This is a genomic window from uncultured Shewanella sp. (genome assembly GCF_947497935.1).
Lineage (GTDB): Bacteria > Pseudomonadota > Gammaproteobacteria > Enterobacterales > Shewanellaceae > Shewanella.
Genome location: NZ_CANMIO010000012.1, coordinates 56320 through 74078 on the forward strand (window position 1 = coordinate 56320; position 17759 = coordinate 74078).

Annotated in this window: 14 protein-coding genes; 7 read left to right on the forward strand and 7 right to left on the reverse strand. The window is 44.6% G+C overall.

Features of this window, described 5'->3' with window-relative positions; all coding sequences use genetic code 11:
- Positions 1–680: 680 nt before the first annotated feature.
- Complete coding sequence (locus Q1A86_RS14255; protein ID WP_299807697.1) at positions 681–2177, forward strand: nodulation protein NfeD; 1497 nt, start codon at positions 681–683, stop codon at positions 2175–2177.
- 10 nt (positions 2178–2187) lie between these two features.
- On the forward strand, positions 2188–2964 hold the full coding sequence (locus Q1A86_RS14260) for a slipin family protein (protein ID WP_299807699.1): 777 nt from the start codon (positions 2188–2190) through the stop codon (positions 2962–2964).
- 69 nt (positions 2965–3033) lie between these two features.
- Here Q1A86_RS14260 and Q1A86_RS14265 read toward each other — a convergent pair whose 3' ends face one another.
- Entirely contained in the window at positions 3034–4299 is a 1266-nt protein-coding gene (locus Q1A86_RS14265) for a dicarboxylate/amino acid:cation symporter (RefSeq protein WP_299807701.1), read from the reverse strand.
- A 670-nt stretch (positions 4300–4969) separates the two neighbouring features.
- On the opposite strand from Q1A86_RS14265, the gene Q1A86_RS14270 reads away from it, so the two are divergent.
- The 3 genes from Q1A86_RS14270 to Q1A86_RS14280 all read left to right on the forward strand — a co-directional run bounded on the left by Q1A86_RS14270 (position 4970) and on the right by Q1A86_RS14280 (position 6776).
- On the forward strand, positions 4970–5413 hold the full coding sequence (locus Q1A86_RS14270) for a universal stress protein (RefSeq protein WP_299807703.1): 444 nt from the start codon (positions 4970–4972) through the stop codon (positions 5411–5413).
- A 214-nt stretch (positions 5414–5627) separates the two neighbouring features.
- Positions 5628–6113 carry a GFA family protein gene (locus tag Q1A86_RS14275; RefSeq protein ID WP_299807705.1) on the forward strand — a complete coding sequence of 162 codons (486 nt, stop codon included), beginning with the start codon at positions 5628–5630 and terminating at the stop codon, positions 6111–6113.
- Between the two features lie 213 nt (positions 6114–6326).
- A complete protein-coding gene (locus Q1A86_RS14280; RefSeq protein WP_299807707.1) occupies positions 6327–6776 on the forward strand; it encodes a hypothetical protein in 450 nt (149 codons plus the stop codon).
- Between the two features lie 508 nt (positions 6777–7284).
- Here the strand turns inward: Q1A86_RS14280 and Q1A86_RS14285 are convergent.
- The 3 genes from Q1A86_RS14285 to Q1A86_RS14295 all read right to left on the reverse strand — a co-directional run bounded on the left by Q1A86_RS14285 (position 7285) and on the right by Q1A86_RS14295 (position 10770).
- Positions 7285–8265 carry a transposase gene (locus Q1A86_RS14285; protein ID WP_299807709.1) on the reverse strand — a complete coding sequence of 327 codons (981 nt, stop codon included), beginning with the start codon at positions 8263–8265 and terminating at the stop codon, positions 7285–7287.
- A gap of 337 nt (positions 8266–8602) precedes the next feature.
- Positions 8603–8998, reverse strand: a complete 396-nt coding sequence (locus tag Q1A86_RS14290; RefSeq protein WP_299807711.1) for a hypothetical protein — start codon at positions 8996–8998, stop codon at positions 8603–8605.
- An 884-nt stretch (positions 8999–9882) separates the two neighbouring features.
- Positions 9883–10770 (reverse strand): LysR family transcriptional regulator, encoded by an 888-nt coding sequence (locus tag Q1A86_RS14295; RefSeq protein WP_299807713.1) that lies wholly within the window; start codon positions 10768–10770, stop codon positions 9883–9885.
- Between the two features lie 97 nt (positions 10771–10867).
- On the opposite strand from Q1A86_RS14295, the gene Q1A86_RS14300 reads away from it, so the two are divergent.
- The gene (locus Q1A86_RS14300; RefSeq protein ID WP_299807715.1) at positions 10868–11767 is read left to right on the forward strand and encodes an SDR family NAD(P)-dependent oxidoreductase; all 900 of its coding nucleotides are present in this window, start codon (positions 10868–10870) and stop codon (positions 11765–11767) included.
- Positions 11768–11906: 139 nt separating this feature from the next.
- A complete protein-coding gene (locus Q1A86_RS14305) occupies positions 11907–12272 on the forward strand; it encodes a DoxX family protein (protein WP_299807717.1) in 366 nt (121 codons plus the stop codon).
- A gap of 350 nt (positions 12273–12622) precedes the next feature.
- Here Q1A86_RS14305 and Q1A86_RS14310 read toward each other — a convergent pair whose 3' ends face one another.
- The 3 genes from Q1A86_RS14310 to Q1A86_RS14320 are packed head-to-tail and all read right to left on the reverse strand — an operon-like array spanning position 12623 to position 17717.
- The gene (locus Q1A86_RS14310; RefSeq protein ID WP_299807719.1) at positions 12623–15748 is read right to left on the reverse strand and encodes an efflux RND transporter permease subunit; all 3126 of its coding nucleotides are present in this window, start codon (positions 15746–15748) and stop codon (positions 12623–12625) included.
- Entirely contained in the window at positions 15745–17100 is a 1356-nt protein-coding gene (locus Q1A86_RS14315; RefSeq protein WP_299807721.1) for an HlyD family efflux transporter periplasmic adaptor subunit, read from the reverse strand. Before Q1A86_RS14315 ends, Q1A86_RS14310 begins: the two co-directional genes overlap by 4 nt.
- Positions 17100–17717 carry a TetR/AcrR family transcriptional regulator gene (locus Q1A86_RS14320; protein ID WP_299807723.1) on the reverse strand — a complete coding sequence of 206 codons (618 nt, stop codon included), beginning with the start codon at positions 17715–17717 and terminating at the stop codon, positions 17100–17102. The genes Q1A86_RS14315 and Q1A86_RS14320 overlap by 1 nt, the downstream gene beginning before the upstream one ends.
- Positions 17718–17759: the final 42 nt, after the last annotated feature.

Below are 17759 nucleotides of genomic sequence, written 5' to 3' on the forward strand. Positions count from 1 at the left end.
TAGACTTCACACTTTCCTGCCAAAGTTGTAAGTTACCTACAAAAAACGTTGATTCTCAAGCTGTTTTCGTGACGCAGATTCAAAATTATAGCGTAAATAAGTATTTATGTAGTTTTATCACGTAAGTGAGTTTTCTCCACCCTATCTAATTGCAACAGCGAGTAAACATGACACCAAAAACAAAACCCATTAAAATTAAAACTTTACAACCAAAGATGCAAAACACACCGCCACGCCACACAAGCAAAGCAAGCTCGTAACCAAATTGACAACTTGTAATATTACATAAATAAAAAACACAAAGAGAAATGTGAACCATAGCCAATATCAAGATGAATTTTCATGATCCTTCCCTACCAAATTTGAGAAGCATCCACTTCGTTCTCAAAACGACTATGAACTATATATGGCTCTCAGCCACTTCTGGTCAATTTCTTCCACTATGCGAATAACGTGAGCTGCTGATCTACTGCGCTATAAACTAACTTTGCCCTCAACTTTAAATGACTCATCGACTAGAACCCTAAGCCTTAAGCCTAAAACCAATCATGACTTGCACTGCCTAGTGACTTAAATGCGGCCAACAGAACGCAACACTTCAATCTAAACATCAATCTCAGCATCAATACCACAAAAGCTGCACTAAACTTAACCATAAGGCTGAATAATGGTGACTTATTTTGCTATCAAACAAACTGCCCGCATATATCTCATTACTACTGGTTACAGCTTTACTGCAACTGTCATTTTGTTGTGCCGCTAGTTATGCCAGCAACACTCAAGAACCCGCTATCGAGGCTCGGCCACAAGTAATGGTCTTGGAGTTTGAGGGGGCTATCGGACCAGCCACCAGCGAATACTTAACCCATGGTATCGATCAGGCAAACGCAAGCGCGGCACTCGGAAATGGCGAGATAGAGCTCATTGTTATTGTGATGGACACACCTGGTGGACTTGTCTCCAGCCTAAGAGATATCAATCAAAGCATTTTAAACTCCGAAGTTCCCATCGCCTGTTTGGTCGCGCCGCCCGGTGCAAGAGCGGCCAGTGCGGGCACCTATATTCTTTACGCATGTCATATTGCAGCCATGGCTGATGCCACGACTTTAGGCGCGGCGACGCCTGTCAGCATTGGCCCAGGCAGTGCCCCAACTCCTGCGCCAAAACAAGATCCCAAAGACGATAAAGAGCCCGCTCCGGCCACGCCCAGCGCCATGGAGAAGAAAATTCTCAATGATGCCATCGCCTATATACGAGCGCTGGCACAGCTTCGGGGCCGCAATGAGCAATGGGCTGAGCTCGCAGTAAAAGAAGCGGCGACTCTCACCGCTAAAGAAGCCCTCGAAATGAACGTCATTAATCTCATCAGTCCCGATGCACCTCGACTAGTCGCCGAGCTCACAGGCTGGCAAGTTGAGATAGAAAATCGACAACTAACATTGGCTTTAGATAATGCCGAGCTGCAATATTTAAAACCCGATTGGCGCAACCGAATTATCTCTACGATCACCAACCCCAATGTGGCTTACATTTTAATGTTGATCGGAATTTATGGCATTTTGCTGGAATTCTATAGCCCCGGTATTGGAATTGCGGGGATCACCGGCGCCATTAGCTTACTGGTCGCCCTTTATGCATTTCAGATGCTGCCGATTAGCTATGCGGGCTTAGGCCTTTTACTACTAGGACTGGCATTAATTACTATCGAATCCTTTGCACCCAGCTTTGGTATTTTTGGTTTAGGGGGGATTGCCGCCTTTGCCATCGGCTCACTGTTTTTACTCGATACCGAAACCGATCACTTTGCGCTGTCTCTGCCACTCGTCGCCGCCGTATCGGTCGCTGTCACCTTAATGTCATTATTAGTACTCGGCACATTATGGCGAAACCGAAAATCGCCTATTGTCAGTGGTGATGGTCAGATAGTGGGGCAAACAGCCTTGGTGGTCGATGACTTTACCCCTTCAGCAGAACAGATGAATGCGGTAGAGAGCAGCGCTTCTGCAAGCCGTCCTCTTAAACACAATGGCTTTGTGCTGCTCAATGGAGAGATCTGGGCGGCGAGTTCAGACTATCCACTTAAAAAGGCGCAGCAAGTGACTGTAATTGTACGTCACGACCTGTCATTGGAGGTCGAACTGACTCCAGTTTCTAATCAAGAAGCACTAAATAGTTAAGGAACCGAATATGGAACCCATCGTCAGTAATGGCAGCGTGTTTATAGGCATATTGACCTTCCTACTCGTTGGCCTACTCGTGAGCATGTTTAAGATCCTAAGGGAGTATGAGCGTGGCGTGATCTTCCTATTAGGCCGTTTTTATCAAGTGAAAGGGCCGGGACTCATTATCGTGATCCCCATCGTTCAACAAATGGTGCGAGTCGATTTACGTACCGTGGTGATGGATGTGCCGACTCAAGATGTGATCAGTCGCGATAACGTTTCGGTACGGGTCAACGCGGTGATCTATTTTAGGGTGATCGATGCTCAAAAAGCGATTATCAATGTAGAAGATTTCTTACAGGCCACCTCGCAGCTTGCCCAAACCACACTGCGCTCGGTACTTGGTCAACATGAACTCGATGAGATGCTAGCCAACAGAGAGATGCTCAATACCGATATTCAGGCCATTTTGGATACCCGTACCGATGGCTGGGGCATAAAAGTATCCAACGTCGAGATCAAACATGTGGATCTGAATGAAACCATGATCCGTGCCATCGCGAGGCAAGCCGAAGCCGAGCGTACTCGTCGAGCAAAAGTGATCCATGCATCCGGTGAGATGGAAGCCTCGGCAAAACTGGTTGAAGCCGCAGAGAAATTATCTTCTGAGCCCAACGCCATATTACTACGCTACCTGCAAACGCTTACCGAAATTGCCGGAGAGAAGAACTCCACAATACTGTTTCCCCTGCCCATGGATCTGCTCAAGGGGGTGTTAGGCAAACAAGATAAAAAGCCCTAATCTCAGATAAGAAAAAGCCCTCAACTATCACTAGATATTCGAGGGCTTTTAACGATAAAAGGTTAAGCGTTAGCTGTTAACTTTTACTTGGACAGGCTCAGCTGAAATCTCTGTTTCTGGGTTAAATTTATCGATAACCACAGCACAAACCGCATCGCCAGTGATGTTTAACGTGGTTCTGATCATGTCAAACACGCGATCCAGCGCAAACAATAATGGTAAACCTTCAATTGGAATTCCTGCAGCAATCAATACCGCAACCACTAGGAATGAAGGACCAGGTACACCCGCTTGGCCAATTGCGCCCAGTGTCGAAGTAAAGATAATCGCAACGTACGCACCAATACTTAGATCAATATTGAACATCTGCGCGAAGAACACCGCAACTAGACCGTAATAGATCGCGTTACCGCTCATGTTGATTGTCGCACCTAATGGCAATACAAATGAAGCCGTTGACTTAGATACGCCTAGCTCTTTCTCACACACCTCAATGTTCACAGGCAATGCAGCCATAGATGAAGCAGTAGACATAGCCAATGCTTGAGGCTTCTTCATTGCCGATAGGAACTTACCAACCGGAACATTAGAGAAGAACTTCACCATCAATGGGAAGAAGATAAAGCCGTAGATCAAGATAGCCGCAACATAAACTAGGAATAGGTTAAGCACTACAGTCAATGACTGGAAGCCGAAAGTCCCCACAGAGTCAGCCATCAAACCAAACACACCTATTGGAGCAATCAACATCACAATGTTAATCATCCAAATAAAGGCTTCAACGATAGTATTTAGTGCTGAAGTAATCGGCTTAGCCGCTTCTTGATTTACTTTCGTCAGTGCGATACCAAAGAAGATACAAAATACTAAGATCTGTAGGATATTACCGCCAGTCAACGACTCGAATACGTTAGTTGGGATCATACCAATAATTGTATCAGCCACACCTGGCAATGCACCTTGCTCAGCGGTAACCGCTGCTAAGCCAACACTGTGCTGTGAAAAGTCCATGCCAATACCTGGCTGGAAAATCTCACCCATCACAAGTGCTAAGGTCACAGCCAATGCTGATGTCACCATGAAGAAACCGATAGTACCAATACCAACTTTACCCGCTGATGGACCTGCACCTAAACTCGCTGCACCGGCAATAATCGAAACGGCCACTAGAGGGATCACCAACATCTTAATTAAGTGAATGAAGAATGTTCCTAGCGGAGCGAAGATTGAAGCATCTTCTCCCATCATCACACCAACGATTGCGCCTAAAACCATAGCGACAACCACTTGGAATCCGATATTTTTATACCACTTACTCTTTTTGTTCAACACCATAGCTCCATCACAGACATATTTTATTAAGAGGTATGAATACCCCTCTGATTATTTAATAACAAAATAACACGCTGAATTGTCAATTAATGTGATTCACTAACGAGTTATGACCCAATACGACAAATAACGAAATAAATCCGACCTAACATGAATAATCCTCAAAAAAAACACCCATAAAAAAGAGATAATTCATTAATTAAAAGTCTGTGTTAAAAAATATAGAGCCAAGACAACCACTAGGCAACCTTAAACACAGATAAACAACACAATAACGCCCCTCCCCTTACTTCATGCCCTAGTAATGTTAGCAACTCAATCTAACCGCAGACCCAGTAAACTTGTTCTTCTATTGAGTTAGCTACCATAGCCGTCCTATTCTTCATCTAGGCTTATCAACGACAAAGCATCGCATTAATTACCGTGCATGTATGAAGTTAAGCATGAACAGAGCTAATGACAGTCACAACCAAGTATTGGCACTAAAACGATGTAAATGCCGATGCTATCGACAATAGAAAAAGCCCCTTAATACCCAAGCGTTTTCTAAGGCTAACAGTCAAAATCCTGTCTATTATTAAATATGCACCTAGTCGCTTTATCCCCCCTCTTTTAGGGAGAATAAAGTAAGTTATTGATGATATTTCACTCCTTTTTTCAAGAGGGTATTATTATGCGTACTCGCCAGATCTTATGCCCTACAGACTTCTCTGAAACGGCTTCCCACGCCTTAGGTTACGCCATTGAAATGGCAAACTTATATCAAGTAAATATCCGTTTGTTACATGTAATGAGTAAACCCTACGGCGAACACCATTACGACATCGTGGTAGAAAGTATCGAGGAGCTGGAGACTCAACTTGAAGCCTATTCAAAAGAAAAGCTCGATGTAATAGTGAAGGAAGTCGAGCCACAGCTAAATAAGACACTGCAGGTTAAAACAGCTATCAGGAGTGGGGATACCTTTGCCCAGATCCTCGAAGACAGCATCGAAAATAACGTTGGCATGATAGTTATCGCCAGTCATGGCCATACTGGTCTGTCACATATGCTCAATCCTAACATCTCAGAACAGTTAGCAAATAAAGCCAAATGCCCGGTACTGGTTGTTAAGTGAACCATAAAAGGTTCTAGGTTAGAGATTTGAAGAACCTAGGACCTAGGACCTAGGAAAAGTAGGTTAACGCCAAGGCGAAAAAGCATAAACGCAAGAGCAGTATGTGTTCTTTAGTATCCCCCAAAACCGATGCGTCCTAACCCATAAAATCTAGTATCTAAACCAACGATATGTTTAGCTATCGATACTCTAAATGACTTTCAAGTGGACTATCATGAATAGCGGCAAGGATGTAAACAATGAGCCAGAGTTAACAACTACACTAAAACAGCCAGTAACACAGCCTCTAACAAAGCCAGAAACTGGAGGACTAACAGGCGGCTGTTTGTGTAAAAAGCTGCAATATCGAGTGATAGGCATGCCCTTCGATGCCGATTTTTGCCACTGCCGCCACTGTCAAAAAAGCACAGGCTCCGTTGTTGGGGTATGGATGGACTTTAAACGCGAACAAGTCATCTGGTTGACCGAACCACCGAAAGAGTATGCCTCGTCAGAATATGTAAGACGTGGTTTTTGCCAACACTGTGGCAGTCAGGTAAGCTTTCGTGATCTTCGTTATTCGCAATATCTCACCTTGAGTATCAGCACTCTCGATAATCCGAATATCATCAAACCTAATTACCATATCTACACCGACAGCCAACTTGAATGGTTTAACATTCAAGATGAATGCCCGAGATATGATAAAAGCAGAGGGTAAAATGAAGGTTCTAGGTCAGGCCAAATAAATCTGAACTGATACTAGATTTGTATTTTCCTAGGAGCGTAGCGCCCTAGCAGTGAGCCTGCGAACGTCCTCGTCCCTGCGCCTTATAAACCCATGAACTGTAAAATCCTGTAATCTCGCTGCTAACTTTCTTAAATTTACGTTATGCTGGCGCGTATAAACCAAAAACTAGAACAAAAAACACCTATGCGCTTAACATCACGGCTTACCACTTTATCTGTAATTGTGGCACTGAGTGGCTTACTCAGTGCTTGCAGCAGTCAGCCCGAGATCAATCCAGAAGAGTTTGTAGGCCAAGTGTCCGACTCCTTTAGAACCGATATCAAGAGTAATGGCTTAAAGCTATTTACTTACCGTGCAATTCTCACTTTAGAAACACCACAGAGCCAAGCTTTGCCCCACGAAGTACGCTCAAACCAAAAACGTTCACGCTCTAATAGACGCTACCAAGGGCCAGACTTAAGTGGCTGGACGGCACAGATTGAACATGGTTTGCAGCAAACCATCAAGATGAATGGCTATTGCCGTGAAGGTTATATCGAGCTTTATCGCAGTATTCAGACTGACCGCGGCACCATACGCGGCGAATGCAATGATGGCGCCGATGAAGCCGATCTTGCCAAGTTTGATTCTTAATAACCTCTTAGCAATTAGCTCTTTTTGATTATACGAAAGTCTGCTAGTCAAAAAGCCATATTAAACAAAAACGTTCACCGCGGCGAATATGGCGAAGCTATGCGCTAATAAGCGAGAACTAGGGATAGCGAGCTGGTCGTTAAACACGGATGTTATTGGAACACAGAGGACACGAAGAAAGGCTACAGTTCGCAGTAAGCTCAGATGTCGCTACTTCTGTGGGACGCTGTAAAGCCATCCATGGCCGATCTGCGGTTTCATCTGATGTGAATGGATTAACGCAGCTAAGACATCCAGAATTATTTGCTTCACCGCTAGGTTGAGCGAAGCATTGAACTTGGTACTTTCCATCTCATCTAAACTGCCCAATGTTTGCAGCATAAGCTACGCTATCGCGACCTGAGCATGTTTTACGAGTAGACGATTAACAACTAAAGTGAAATTCATACAGCAGAAATACCAAACATTTGTTTGGTAATGAAAAAGTGAGGGAGGGTGTTAAGCTAGACTAACTACAATCAAGCCATCGGTGACAATTGGCAGCACCTTGTCGTCGTTTCCGTTCAAGGTGTTCACAATAAGCCGTTAACTCTTGTGTATTGCCCACTGGGCCTTTGAAGATTTTCGTGAACTCAGCAGTCATTTTAAGCCAGTTTTCAGCGGGAATATTCAAACGATACAGCAGTTGCTCTGAAGAGAGACTAATAGCCCCTCTTTTATCATGGCGTTGAATACGCCCCGTATCATCAATCAGTTGAAGGTAATCTTTAGCATTAAACATCAGCCCTTTAGGCATCTCTTGATGTTCATTTCCCACAAAAGGCAGTAACGCTTCAGGCTGCTTCCCCTTAACCGCTGCTTTTATACGTAATTGAATACTCGTGAAGTCTGAGGATTCTGGTGAATCAGCCATCTTGGCTCGAATAGGGTTCAAATCAACATAGGCCATGCAAGCCAAGACTGCAGCCTCATCAAGCAGTGCTTGAGACTTAAACCGCCCTTCCCAAAAGCGACCTTTACACTTATCCTCGGCATTAGCCTTTCGGGCTATGGACTCGTTCAACGCTCGCATGAACCAGGATATATCCATCAATCTCAGTCGATACTCTTTAACCCGTTTATTGATGATGGCTTGCTGATAGGATTCAAGTGGCTGACCTTTAACAAAATATTGATTCAAGCTGTCGCCTTTAAACAGCTTTTGCCATTGCGCAACAACCTCGATATCTGACCAAGACTTCGCTAATTCAGCATCTATCCGTAATACAAGGTGCAGGTGGTTGCTCATTACCGCAAACGCACAGATATCAATAGCGAAAACCTCTGCAATTTGCAACAGTCGTTGTTCAACCCAGTCACGCCTATGCTCATAGGATTGACCTGTGTATTTATCGACACCACATAAAAATGCCTTTCTAACACAGCGAGATATGCAGTGATAAAATGGCGTATCCTCTAAACTGACTAGCGCCTTTCTTGCTGTAGGCATAACAAACTCCTCTATTTAGCCTTAACTAAAGCCTAGTAGAGGAGACGTGCATTCACAATTGTGGGTGTCTCAATTATTTTTGGAAGAATAAGGATAACGGTAACACTGAGTAAAAAGAGGAGGAGTAAATACAACACACTGATATAGCGGAACTTATTTGATTGGCTACTTTGCTAAGGGCTAGATATGTTCTGCTGAAAACAAATCACTGACTAATCATTGAAACAGACCGAACTCTCTATCTGCTATTTACTATATAAAGGTATCACTGCAACTAACCCGGGCTTGTTCAACACTCGGGATAAGGACGCGGCTACGCGCGGCCTATCCATATTTGTTAGGTATCGTTAACACTAGACTCTGCATTAGGCTCTAGAGTTAAAAGCTGGTGCACCGCTAATCCGACACAAAATATCATTGTAATCCAGAAAGCTATAGGGTCATCATCAATTGATAATCCTCCGTGTTTCCCCGGTATTTCACCAAAATAAAGACAAGCGGCTGCTGCAATAAGAACTAAAGAAGATGTTATTATTTTTTCTTTGTTCGTACGTTTTCTTTTTGGCTTTTTAATTTCTTCGGCTTCGTCAGGCTCTTTGGTTGCTTCTTCTTTTTCTCGAGAAGCGAGCTCTTTCAATAGCTCTTGATAACGTTCTGGGTATGCATCCTTGTCAATATTTTCATGCACATCATACAACTCTTCTAATGTATAAGAACAATAATCAACTTTCATATAATCTATCCATAGATACCTAACAGCTTATTATCCAGCGTCTCGGATAAATCCCTGCACTTTTTTAATTTACATCAAAGTTAGCAACGTAACTCATTGATGTAAAGCCGTTAATCTTGCTGGTGTTAACAAATTTGAATTTATCTTCTCCGCAAAGTAATGCAGAACATTTATCGGGTCTCTTGTAAGATTAAAGCGGAAATCTAACTGCATGATAAGCAAGTGCTATTTCAGATGTTAAAAATTTATCGATGCAATTATTTTACTTTTTAGCATCGATAAATCTGTCTGATTCATCAAGCTCATTATACCTGTACAGGATTACAGTTATTTTAGTTTGCTATAGGAAGGTAGAATCGGAAGAATTGAGCTTAAAGAAAAAAGACAGGCATTACTTATGGTGTACGCAAAACCTTTCACATTAGCTTTTCTATAGTCAAAGCTTACTTGTGCCATTTACCATTTAGATTCGTGAAAATAATATTGGGGCATTTCCAAGTTAGAGCTGAAACCACTCCGCCTAAATGAAGGCACCAATTACCTCGTGTAGATACGGCTGCGGGCTTCGGTTTCAGGGATGAAACCGCAGAGCGTATAGGGACATATTCACAGCGTCTCGCAGCAGTGTCTGCACATACCCCGCTGGAGGCGATTAATAGCGACTAAGCTACAAGCTCAAACGGGCTACCCCATAGCAATGATACAAAGTTAATGTAACCATCCTTCATTCGAAGGCTAACCTGCATTGGGGCAAAAGCGTCTTAGTTTGATCGCTGTAAGAAGTTCCTGAACAAAAGTGACTTAGAGCCAGAAGCTCACTCTCGGGCAAGAAGCTGAACAGTGAATACTGCTAAGCTTCACTAATGTTCTACTACGATGCAGTTCTAAGCTTCAAAGTATTCGATTAGATAATCAATAAAAGCACGTATACGATAAGGTTGATATTCTCCCGACTTATAAACCGCATGCATAGGTAAGCTTGCAGCCGTGTAACGCTCAAACAGCGGCACCAGTTGCTTATTATCTAGATATGGCTGGACCATCCAACTTGGCAATGCTCCAATCCCGTGACCCGACAGCGCCATTGCCAACAGCATATCTGCGCTATCACTTTTAAAGACTTCTTTCACCCTTACCTTTAATTGTGGGGCCGTTTTTTGTTCAAACACCCAAATATTTGAAGGCGTGGAGAGAGAGTAAGTAAGGCAATCATGTTGTGCTAAATCGCTAGCGAACCTTGGAGTAGAGCGTTTGCTCAGATAGTCTGGAGAAGCAAAATATACCAACTGATTATCAAACAAAAAACGGGCTTTGTAATCAGAATCTTCCAGTACAGAGACACGCATAGCAATGTCAATACCGCTCTCAATAAGGTTGATCTGTTTATCATTAACCGACAAATTGATCAACAGCATTGGATGCTTAGTCATAAATAGTCCGATAGGTTTGGCAAGTAATCGCGTCGCCATGGCACTTGGCACTGATAAAGTAAGCTCTCCTGCCACCTCGGAGAGCTCGCCTTTTAACTCCGCTTCCGTGGACTCCATTTCTTCTATCACTCGCTCACAATACGCAAGGTAACGACAGCCCTGCTTTGTTAGCTCGATTCTTCGACTATTACGATAAAACACTGAAAAGTTAATATCACGCTCCAACCACGCAATTTTTTTGCTGATTGAACTTTGTGTCACATTCATCTCATCGGCAACAGCAGTAAAGCTCCCTAGGTGAGCAGTACGGATGAATACTCTCATGCAGGTGATCTTGTCCATTTTCATTCCTTCTGGGAATAGCTACCATCACAATAACACTATTCAACACTACTTAGTGGAATGATTAAATAGTCGCAACTGATTAAGGAGTCTATTTATGAATACTAAATTACAGCCAATTGCGATAGTGACGGGTGCCAACGGCGGCATTGGAAAAAACTACACTCGTATGATGCTCAACGATGGATATCGAGTGGTGATGGCCGTTCGCAATAAGTTAGCTGGTGAATTGGTACGAGAGGAGTTACTCCAATCTCATCCGGACGCAGCAATCGATGTGTTAACTGTGGATATGGGTAGCTTGTCGTCAATTAAGGCTTTTTCTAAACAGGTTACCGAAAAGTATACTCGGATTGATGTACTCGCTCACAACGCTGGTGTCTACTTTTTTGATAACAAGCGTCGAGAATCTGCTGATGGAATAGAGCTAAATATTGCGATCCATGTGGTTGGCCCGTATGTATTAACAATGCATTTGCTACCACGACTAAAAGAAACCCAAGGCTCACGAGTGATTACCATGTCTTCTTCTGAACATCACGGGGCTGAATTGGATCTTAGTGATCTCCAAATGACAGAAGGTTTTGAATTACGGGGCAACATGATCGCATACTCACGTAGCAAATATGCAGCGCTGGCACTGAGTCACGCGATGGGGCGCCAGTTTGCAGCAGACGGGTTAGATATACAGGTATTGGCGGCACATCCGGGAATATCTATTACGGGCATTCAGCACAAGGGCAACCCCACCTTTATGCAACGTTGTGCCATTTGGATATGTGGGAAAGTACTCGCAGCAACCCCAACGCAGGCTGCTAAGTCACTTTATATGGCTTCGACAGTTGGAAACATGGGTGAGTTTTACGGACCGACCGGGTTTAAGGAAATGAAAGGCAAAGCGGGTCTCGTTCAGCCAGATCCGGGGACTCTTGATAAAGAAGTTGGCGCTAGCCTTATGAGTCAGGTGGCCGCTCTAGGTGATATTGATTGTAAATGACTATATGACAATCATTTACTAAATAAACTAGACACCATACATGTAATAAAAATTAAGTAAGACTTTGAATTATTTAAATGACTAATACGATATCAAACGATGCTTTAATATCGTCATTATTCGATGAGGAGTTAAACCAATGTTATTTTTCCAAGGGTTATTAATCGCTTTATTCTTGTTTGCTAGTTCTATCAAAATCTTTGGCTGGGTGAATAAAATATATGAACCACAATTAGCATTTTTTCACCGCTATGGACTGAATCGTACGGCAATGTTCGCGGTTGGAGTGATAGAAGCAACCGGTGCAATACTCATGCTAGTTGGTATAATTACTGAAAACTCATTGTTTAGTGCAGTTGGTGCAAGTCTCATTACTTTTACTTCAGTAGGCGCAATATTCTTTCACTTTCGATTTGACACTTGGAAAGATGCAATACCTTCGATATTAACGCTTCTTCTGTCAGTTCTGGTTTTGTCATCACAACTAGAGCTGTTTTTTATATAACTCAATTAGTTTATTAGTACACATTCCGCTGGGGTACTTATGATTTATGGAATGCGCCTCCGACTCAACTTTAAGTATTTGGGAATTACAGTAACGGGCGTGTTTCTTCCCTATAGATAAGTTTAGTCCCCCAGCACCTAGTCAGCCAATGCTTCCAGAACGGGCCAAGATACACGAAACGGATCTGCCGTTAACTTACCCAAAAAGCAATCACGGTAATCAGTTTCTTAGTAAGGAATAATGTAATAAAAAATGGCTCTAGCGCAATGCAGAGCTAATCGTTCCGACTACTAAAAAGGCGCTAAACCATCAGGATTAGCGCCTTTTTACAATCGGTGAGCAAAGCTTGATTAGGCCTCTAATGCCTTAGTATTTTTATTCCTGCTGGCCTGACTAAAGCTCACTTTGCCAAAGTCTTCTAGAATCGCGTAACAGGCTGGCACCATAAACAGTACCAGCGCAGTTGATGCGAAGATCCCGAACACCATAGACACCACCAATGGCTGCAGTACCTGAGCCTGAATACTGGTCTCGAGTAACAGCGGTAACATGCCGGCAGCCGTGGTTAAAGACGTAATAAATACTGCTCTAAAGCGCTCTTTGCTAGCACTCACTACCGCTTGATGCACCGATTGGCCCTCTTCTACGTGGTAACGAATATATTGCACCAGCAAAATCGAGTCATTAACCACTACCCCAGCCAGTGCCACGAACCCGAGTATTGATGGCATACTCATGGAGTAACCTAACAATAAGTGGCCCCACAATACGCCAATAAGACCTAGCGGAATAACCGCCATCACCACTAACGGCTCTATGTAGCTCTTAAACTGTAGGCTTAAGATGGCAAAAACTGCCAGCAAACCAACAATAAAGCCGCTGGCCATAGAATTTTGCGTGGTCTTGCTTTCTTTTACCTCCCCTTCATAGCTTACTCTAATGCCTGGATAACGCGTTTTAAGCTTGGGTAATAGTTCATCCTTGAAGGCATTATTGATTTCACTGGCATTCGCTAAGTGAGTGTCTACTTCGCCGGTAATAGTCACAAAACGCATACCGTCAAGCCGTGAGATCTTCACATACCCTCGCTGCCACTTAAAATTAGCGACTGCCGACAGTGGCACCTGCTCGCCTGCACTACCTATGGTGATTGGGAAGTTAGCCAGGTTTTCAAGCTTGGCCGCATCGACTTTATCTAACTGGACATCGATTTGAATGCTTTCAGGCCCCACTTGAATATTGTCGGCCGTTTGGTGGAAGTACGCACCACGCAACTGGCTAGCGAGCATCATGCCGTTAACCCCAAACGCCTCGGCGCCGGGTTTTAATGTCATTAATATTTCCGCCTTACCCGGTCTCATACTATCCATCACACCAGAGACGCCGTTAAAGCCTTGCAAGTACTGCTGTACATCGATTGCGGCAGATTTAAGTTCATCTAAATCGTCACCGCGCACGCGAATTTCAATTGCGCGGCCCGCAGGCCCCATTTTAGGCTGCTTAAACACGATAGCAATCGGGTCGACCATCTCCCCTACGCCCTGCTGCCACTCACGGATAAAAGTACTCATCAGGGTTTGGCGCACTTCAGCGCTCAGCAAATCGATTTTCACCGTGGCCACATGGGCGCCACTCTCTCCCGCATCGGCGTTAAAATTAAAGCGCTCGGTGATGTGCTGAATAAGCCGATGACCGTCTTCTCTATCACTATATTTTTCATCTAACGCCTTAGCCACACTGACGACGCGGTTCACCACGTTCTCGGTCTGCTCCAGCGTTGCGCCCGGCGGCAAGATTATTCGCGCCTCCGCCACATCACCATCAAGTTCAGGAAAACCGACAAACTTAATCGCGCCGCCCGCGGCCAATGAAATAGAGATAAACAACAGGCTGACGACCGAGCCCATAAACACATAACGCCAATTAATAACCCACTCTACCGCCGCGACTAACTGCACGGTTCTGAAGTACTCAAACTTTTGATTAAACTTTTGCTTAAAGCGACTGGTTTTACGCTCTTTGCCTTTAGCTGCATGGGCTAAATGATTAGGTAAAATTAAAAAGGCTTCAACTAAACTCACGGTTAAAATAAGCAGTAAAGTTTGCGGAATAACCCGCAGCACCTTGCCCATGTCCCCTTCCATAAAGGCAATACTGGAGAAGATAAATACCGTGGTTAAAAACGATGATACCACGCCCGGCAATACACGCTTTACGCCTTGAATAACCGCATCAGCCTTATTCATACCACGCTCAATATGTGCAGCGATGGATTCTGCAATCACAATCGCATCATCCATCATGATGCCAATCGCCATTAAGAATGCCACCAGCGTCATAATGTTTATGGTAAGGCCTACTTGCGCCATAAAGAACAGGCTACCCATAAAGGCGACAGGCAAGCCCATTGCCACCCAAAAAGAGTAGCGCAAACTAAAAAATAGCCACATACACAAAAACACCAGTACCACCCCCTGCCAACCATTCTTAACCAGCATGGATAGTCGGTCCCACAGCAGTGAGCTCAAATCGTTAGAGGTACTGATAGTGATGCCATTAGGCGCGCGCAGCTTCTCTGCGTCTAAGAAGCCGATGATCTCCTCTTTAAGGCGCAGTGAATCTTGTGACTTATTCTTGAACACGGTCAGAATCGCCGCTTGTTCACCATCGAAACGAATGCTCTCTTCATCGAGTTCAAATCTATCTGTGATGGTGGCAATATCACGAAGACGCACCACCCCACCCTGAGCATCGGAGCGAATGACGATATTGGCAAGACGTTCAGGCTCAACTTCTCGCTGATCGAAGCGAATAAGAATATTCTTACTTGGCGTTTCAACGGTACCGCTAGGTAGCTGCACGTTTTGCTGTTCAATCTGTTTAGCGACATCGGCAACGCTCATGCCTAAACGCTTAATTGCCCCAAGCGACACCTCCACTAATAGCTGATGGGATGAGAAACCTGAGATCTCAACCTGACTGATACTGGTATCGAGTTTTAAACGGCGCTTCAAATCCTCGGTATAAGCTTTCAGCTCAGGCTTACTCGTCGATGCTGACACGGCGATATCGATAATTCGCTCATTAAAATCAAGCTCTTCGACAATCGGCGGTTCAATTTCGGCAGGGAAGTCTTTAATGGCCGAGATCTTAGTTTGTACATCCACGAGGCTCCGACTCAAGTCTGCCTTATCATCAAGCTTGAGCGTCATGCGTGCTACGCCCTCTAAGGCGTCACACTTGGTTTCAACAATGCTGCCTAGACTGTCGACAGCATCTTCCATTCTTAGGCAGAGATTTTCCTCCACATCTTGCGGTGATGCGCCGGGTAGCACTACCTGGGCGGTAATATAGCTCTTGGAGAACTCAGGAAACGTTTCGCGCTTAAGCTCAGGCATCGCCTTAATGCCCAGCACGATAAAGGCCAACATCAGCAAGGACGTCGCCGTAGGATGGCGAACAAAAAAACCGATCACGGCTGCATCTCCCCAGCCGCTTGTTCAGCACTGTGGTCAGATCCTGTTGCATCATTCGCTTGAGTGCGTAGCGCCATTCCATTAATGGCTGGAATAAGGTCAGTTAATACTAACTGCATCCCATCAACTAGATCCCCCTGCACCGCCGCATGGCCCTCTTGACGGAACAGCACTTGAACATCCACCAGCTCGAGACGCTTCTCTTGGTTCATGATGTAAAGCTTTTCACCGTGCAGTGCACGCTCAGGCACCATCCAGTAATCACGCTCGCCACCTTTAATTCGGGCACTAACAAACATGCCGTTCACCAATGGAGGTGACTGGCCAATTTTAAGCTCGCGGTACTGCTGCTCGACCTGCAAAACGATACTGACGGTGGCTAATGTTGGGTCCACCGTTTCGCCAATTCGGGTGATCTCTGCTGGCCAGCTAAAGGAATAAGTCGCCCCCTTTAAGGTGATCTCGGCACTTAAGCCCAAGGTTTCGGCGCGTGGTAACTGTTGTGCTAGGCCCTGTGGCCTGTTAACCGTTTTCATCAAGGTCATCATATCGCCAAGCGACACCTGCGCCTCGACTTCCATCACCTCAATACCATTGATGCGTGCTAGCACCTGCTGAGGGGACACCACCTGACTGCCTTCAACGTTAACCTCGGCCACCCGGCCTTCAAAAGGAAGACGAATTTCGGTCTTAGTCAGCTGGCTTTGGGCTTCCTGCTCACGGGCTTCGGCTTGCAGCAACTGCGCCTCAAGGATCTGCGTCTCATTTGGCATCAGGTTCAGGCTATTATCTAGCTCTTGCAGTTTCTGCTGCTGACCCAGTAAGTTTTGCCGTTCGCCATCGAGTTCAGACTGAGAGATAAGATTCTGCTTACGCAGTGTTTCTTTACGCTTTAAGTCAGATTTAACCAAGTCGTAGCGATTATTTTCAATCTCAAGCGATAATTTAAGGTTTTTAAGTTGCAGCTTCTTACCTTCTAACTGCCCTTCAAGCGCCTTACGGTCGGCCTGAGCTTGAGCCAGACGAATTTGATAATCCAGCGGATCGATAGCCAGTAACAGGGTATTTTTTGCGAGGATTTTACCCACGGCAAGATCCGGGTGCTTGTACACAACACGGCCGCCAACTTCTGGCAATAACTGCCATTGAATTTTAGGGCTAACACGGCCAAAGGCATCGACCTGTGCCACCACAGGGCTTTTCTCTAAGAAAATCACCTCAACTAACTTGCTTGGCTCAGCCTGCAACTCTAATGGTGGATGGCTGCGCAGTTTGACCACTAACACCAGCACTACAAAGCCCACGGCTACCGCAGGAAAGAAATACCATCGTTTTCCTTTATAGCTAGACATTAATGCTTTCCTCCAGACAAACCATGTTCGAGCAGAGCAATATTGTGTTTGGCCAATTGTTGATAAAATTCTTCATTAAGTTGATAACCATGTAGTTTTGCCATTGGAGTTGGCATGACAAAGGGAAAAATCATTAAGCTCAGTAGCGACATCTTTAGCATTTGCGGATCAAGTTCGCCCGACTCTTCTAATAGTTGTTTCGGCATAGGCGTGAGATCGGCGATAGGTTCAAACAATTTGTAAATCACCGCCTTTGCCTCTGATGAGTGGTCTGAACTCATCAGTTGAAACAAAAAGCGCGGAAATTCTGGATTGGGGATCATTGTTTGATAAAACTCAGAGACAATATCAGCCACCGTAGGCTTACCGTGAGATTGTTGTAATGCTTTTGCGCGCTGATGGATAGGATGGATATGTTCAGTCACCATCGCCTCAAACAAACCCAGTTTATTACCGAAGTAATAGCGGATCATCGCCATATTCACACCGGCTAATTCGCTAATTTGTCGGATACTGACTTTGTCGTAATCTGCGGCAGTAAAACAGCGATACGCCGCGCGAATAAGACTCGCACGAACATTATCTTGTTCTGCTTTTTTGGAAGTATCTTTTGTCATCAGCGACATAGACTTGTGTTATTCAGTTGAATAACACAAGTC

What these genes read in the sequence shown, in the direction of transcription:
- Q1A86_RS14265 (WP_299807701.1), bottom strand. Translation starts at nt 4,299, where the DNA reads ATGGTGTTGAACAAAAAGAGTAAGTGGTATAAAAATATCGGATTCCAA.
- Q1A86_RS14285 (WP_299807709.1), bottom strand. Translation starts at nt 8,265, where the DNA reads ATGCCTACAGCAAGAAAGGCGCTAGTCAGTTTAGAGGATACGCCATTT.
- Q1A86_RS14320 (WP_299807723.1), bottom strand. Translation starts at nt 17,717, where the DNA reads ATGACAAAAGATACTTCCAAAAAAGCAGAACAAGATAATGTTCGTGCG.
- Q1A86_RS14280 (WP_299807707.1), top strand. Translation starts at nt 6,327, where the DNA reads ATGCGCTTAACATCACGGCTTACCACTTTATCTGTAATTGTGGCACTG.
- Q1A86_RS14315 (WP_299807721.1), bottom strand. Translation starts at nt 17,100, where the DNA reads ATGTCTAGCTATAAAGGAAAACGATGGTATTTCTTTCCTGCGGTAGCC.
- Q1A86_RS14275 (WP_299807705.1), top strand. Translation starts at nt 5,628, where the DNA reads ATGAATAGCGGCAAGGATGTAAACAATGAGCCAGAGTTAACAACTACA.
- Q1A86_RS14290 (WP_299807711.1), bottom strand. Translation starts at nt 8,998, where the DNA reads ATGAAAGTTGATTATTGTTCTTATACATTAGAAGAGTTGTATGATGTG.
- Q1A86_RS14260 (WP_299807699.1), top strand. Translation starts at nt 2,188, where the DNA reads ATGGAACCCATCGTCAGTAATGGCAGCGTGTTTATAGGCATATTGACC.
- Q1A86_RS14270 (WP_299807703.1), top strand. Translation starts at nt 4,970, where the DNA reads ATGCGTACTCGCCAGATCTTATGCCCTACAGACTTCTCTGAAACGGCT.
- Q1A86_RS14295 (WP_299807713.1), bottom strand. Translation starts at nt 10,770, where the DNA reads ATGGACAAGATCACCTGCATGAGAGTATTCATCCGTACTGCTCACCTA.
- Q1A86_RS14305 (WP_299807717.1), top strand. Translation starts at nt 11,907, where the DNA reads ATGTTATTTTTCCAAGGGTTATTAATCGCTTTATTCTTGTTTGCTAGT.
- Q1A86_RS14300 (WP_299807715.1), top strand. Translation starts at nt 10,868, where the DNA reads ATGAATACTAAATTACAGCCAATTGCGATAGTGACGGGTGCCAACGGC.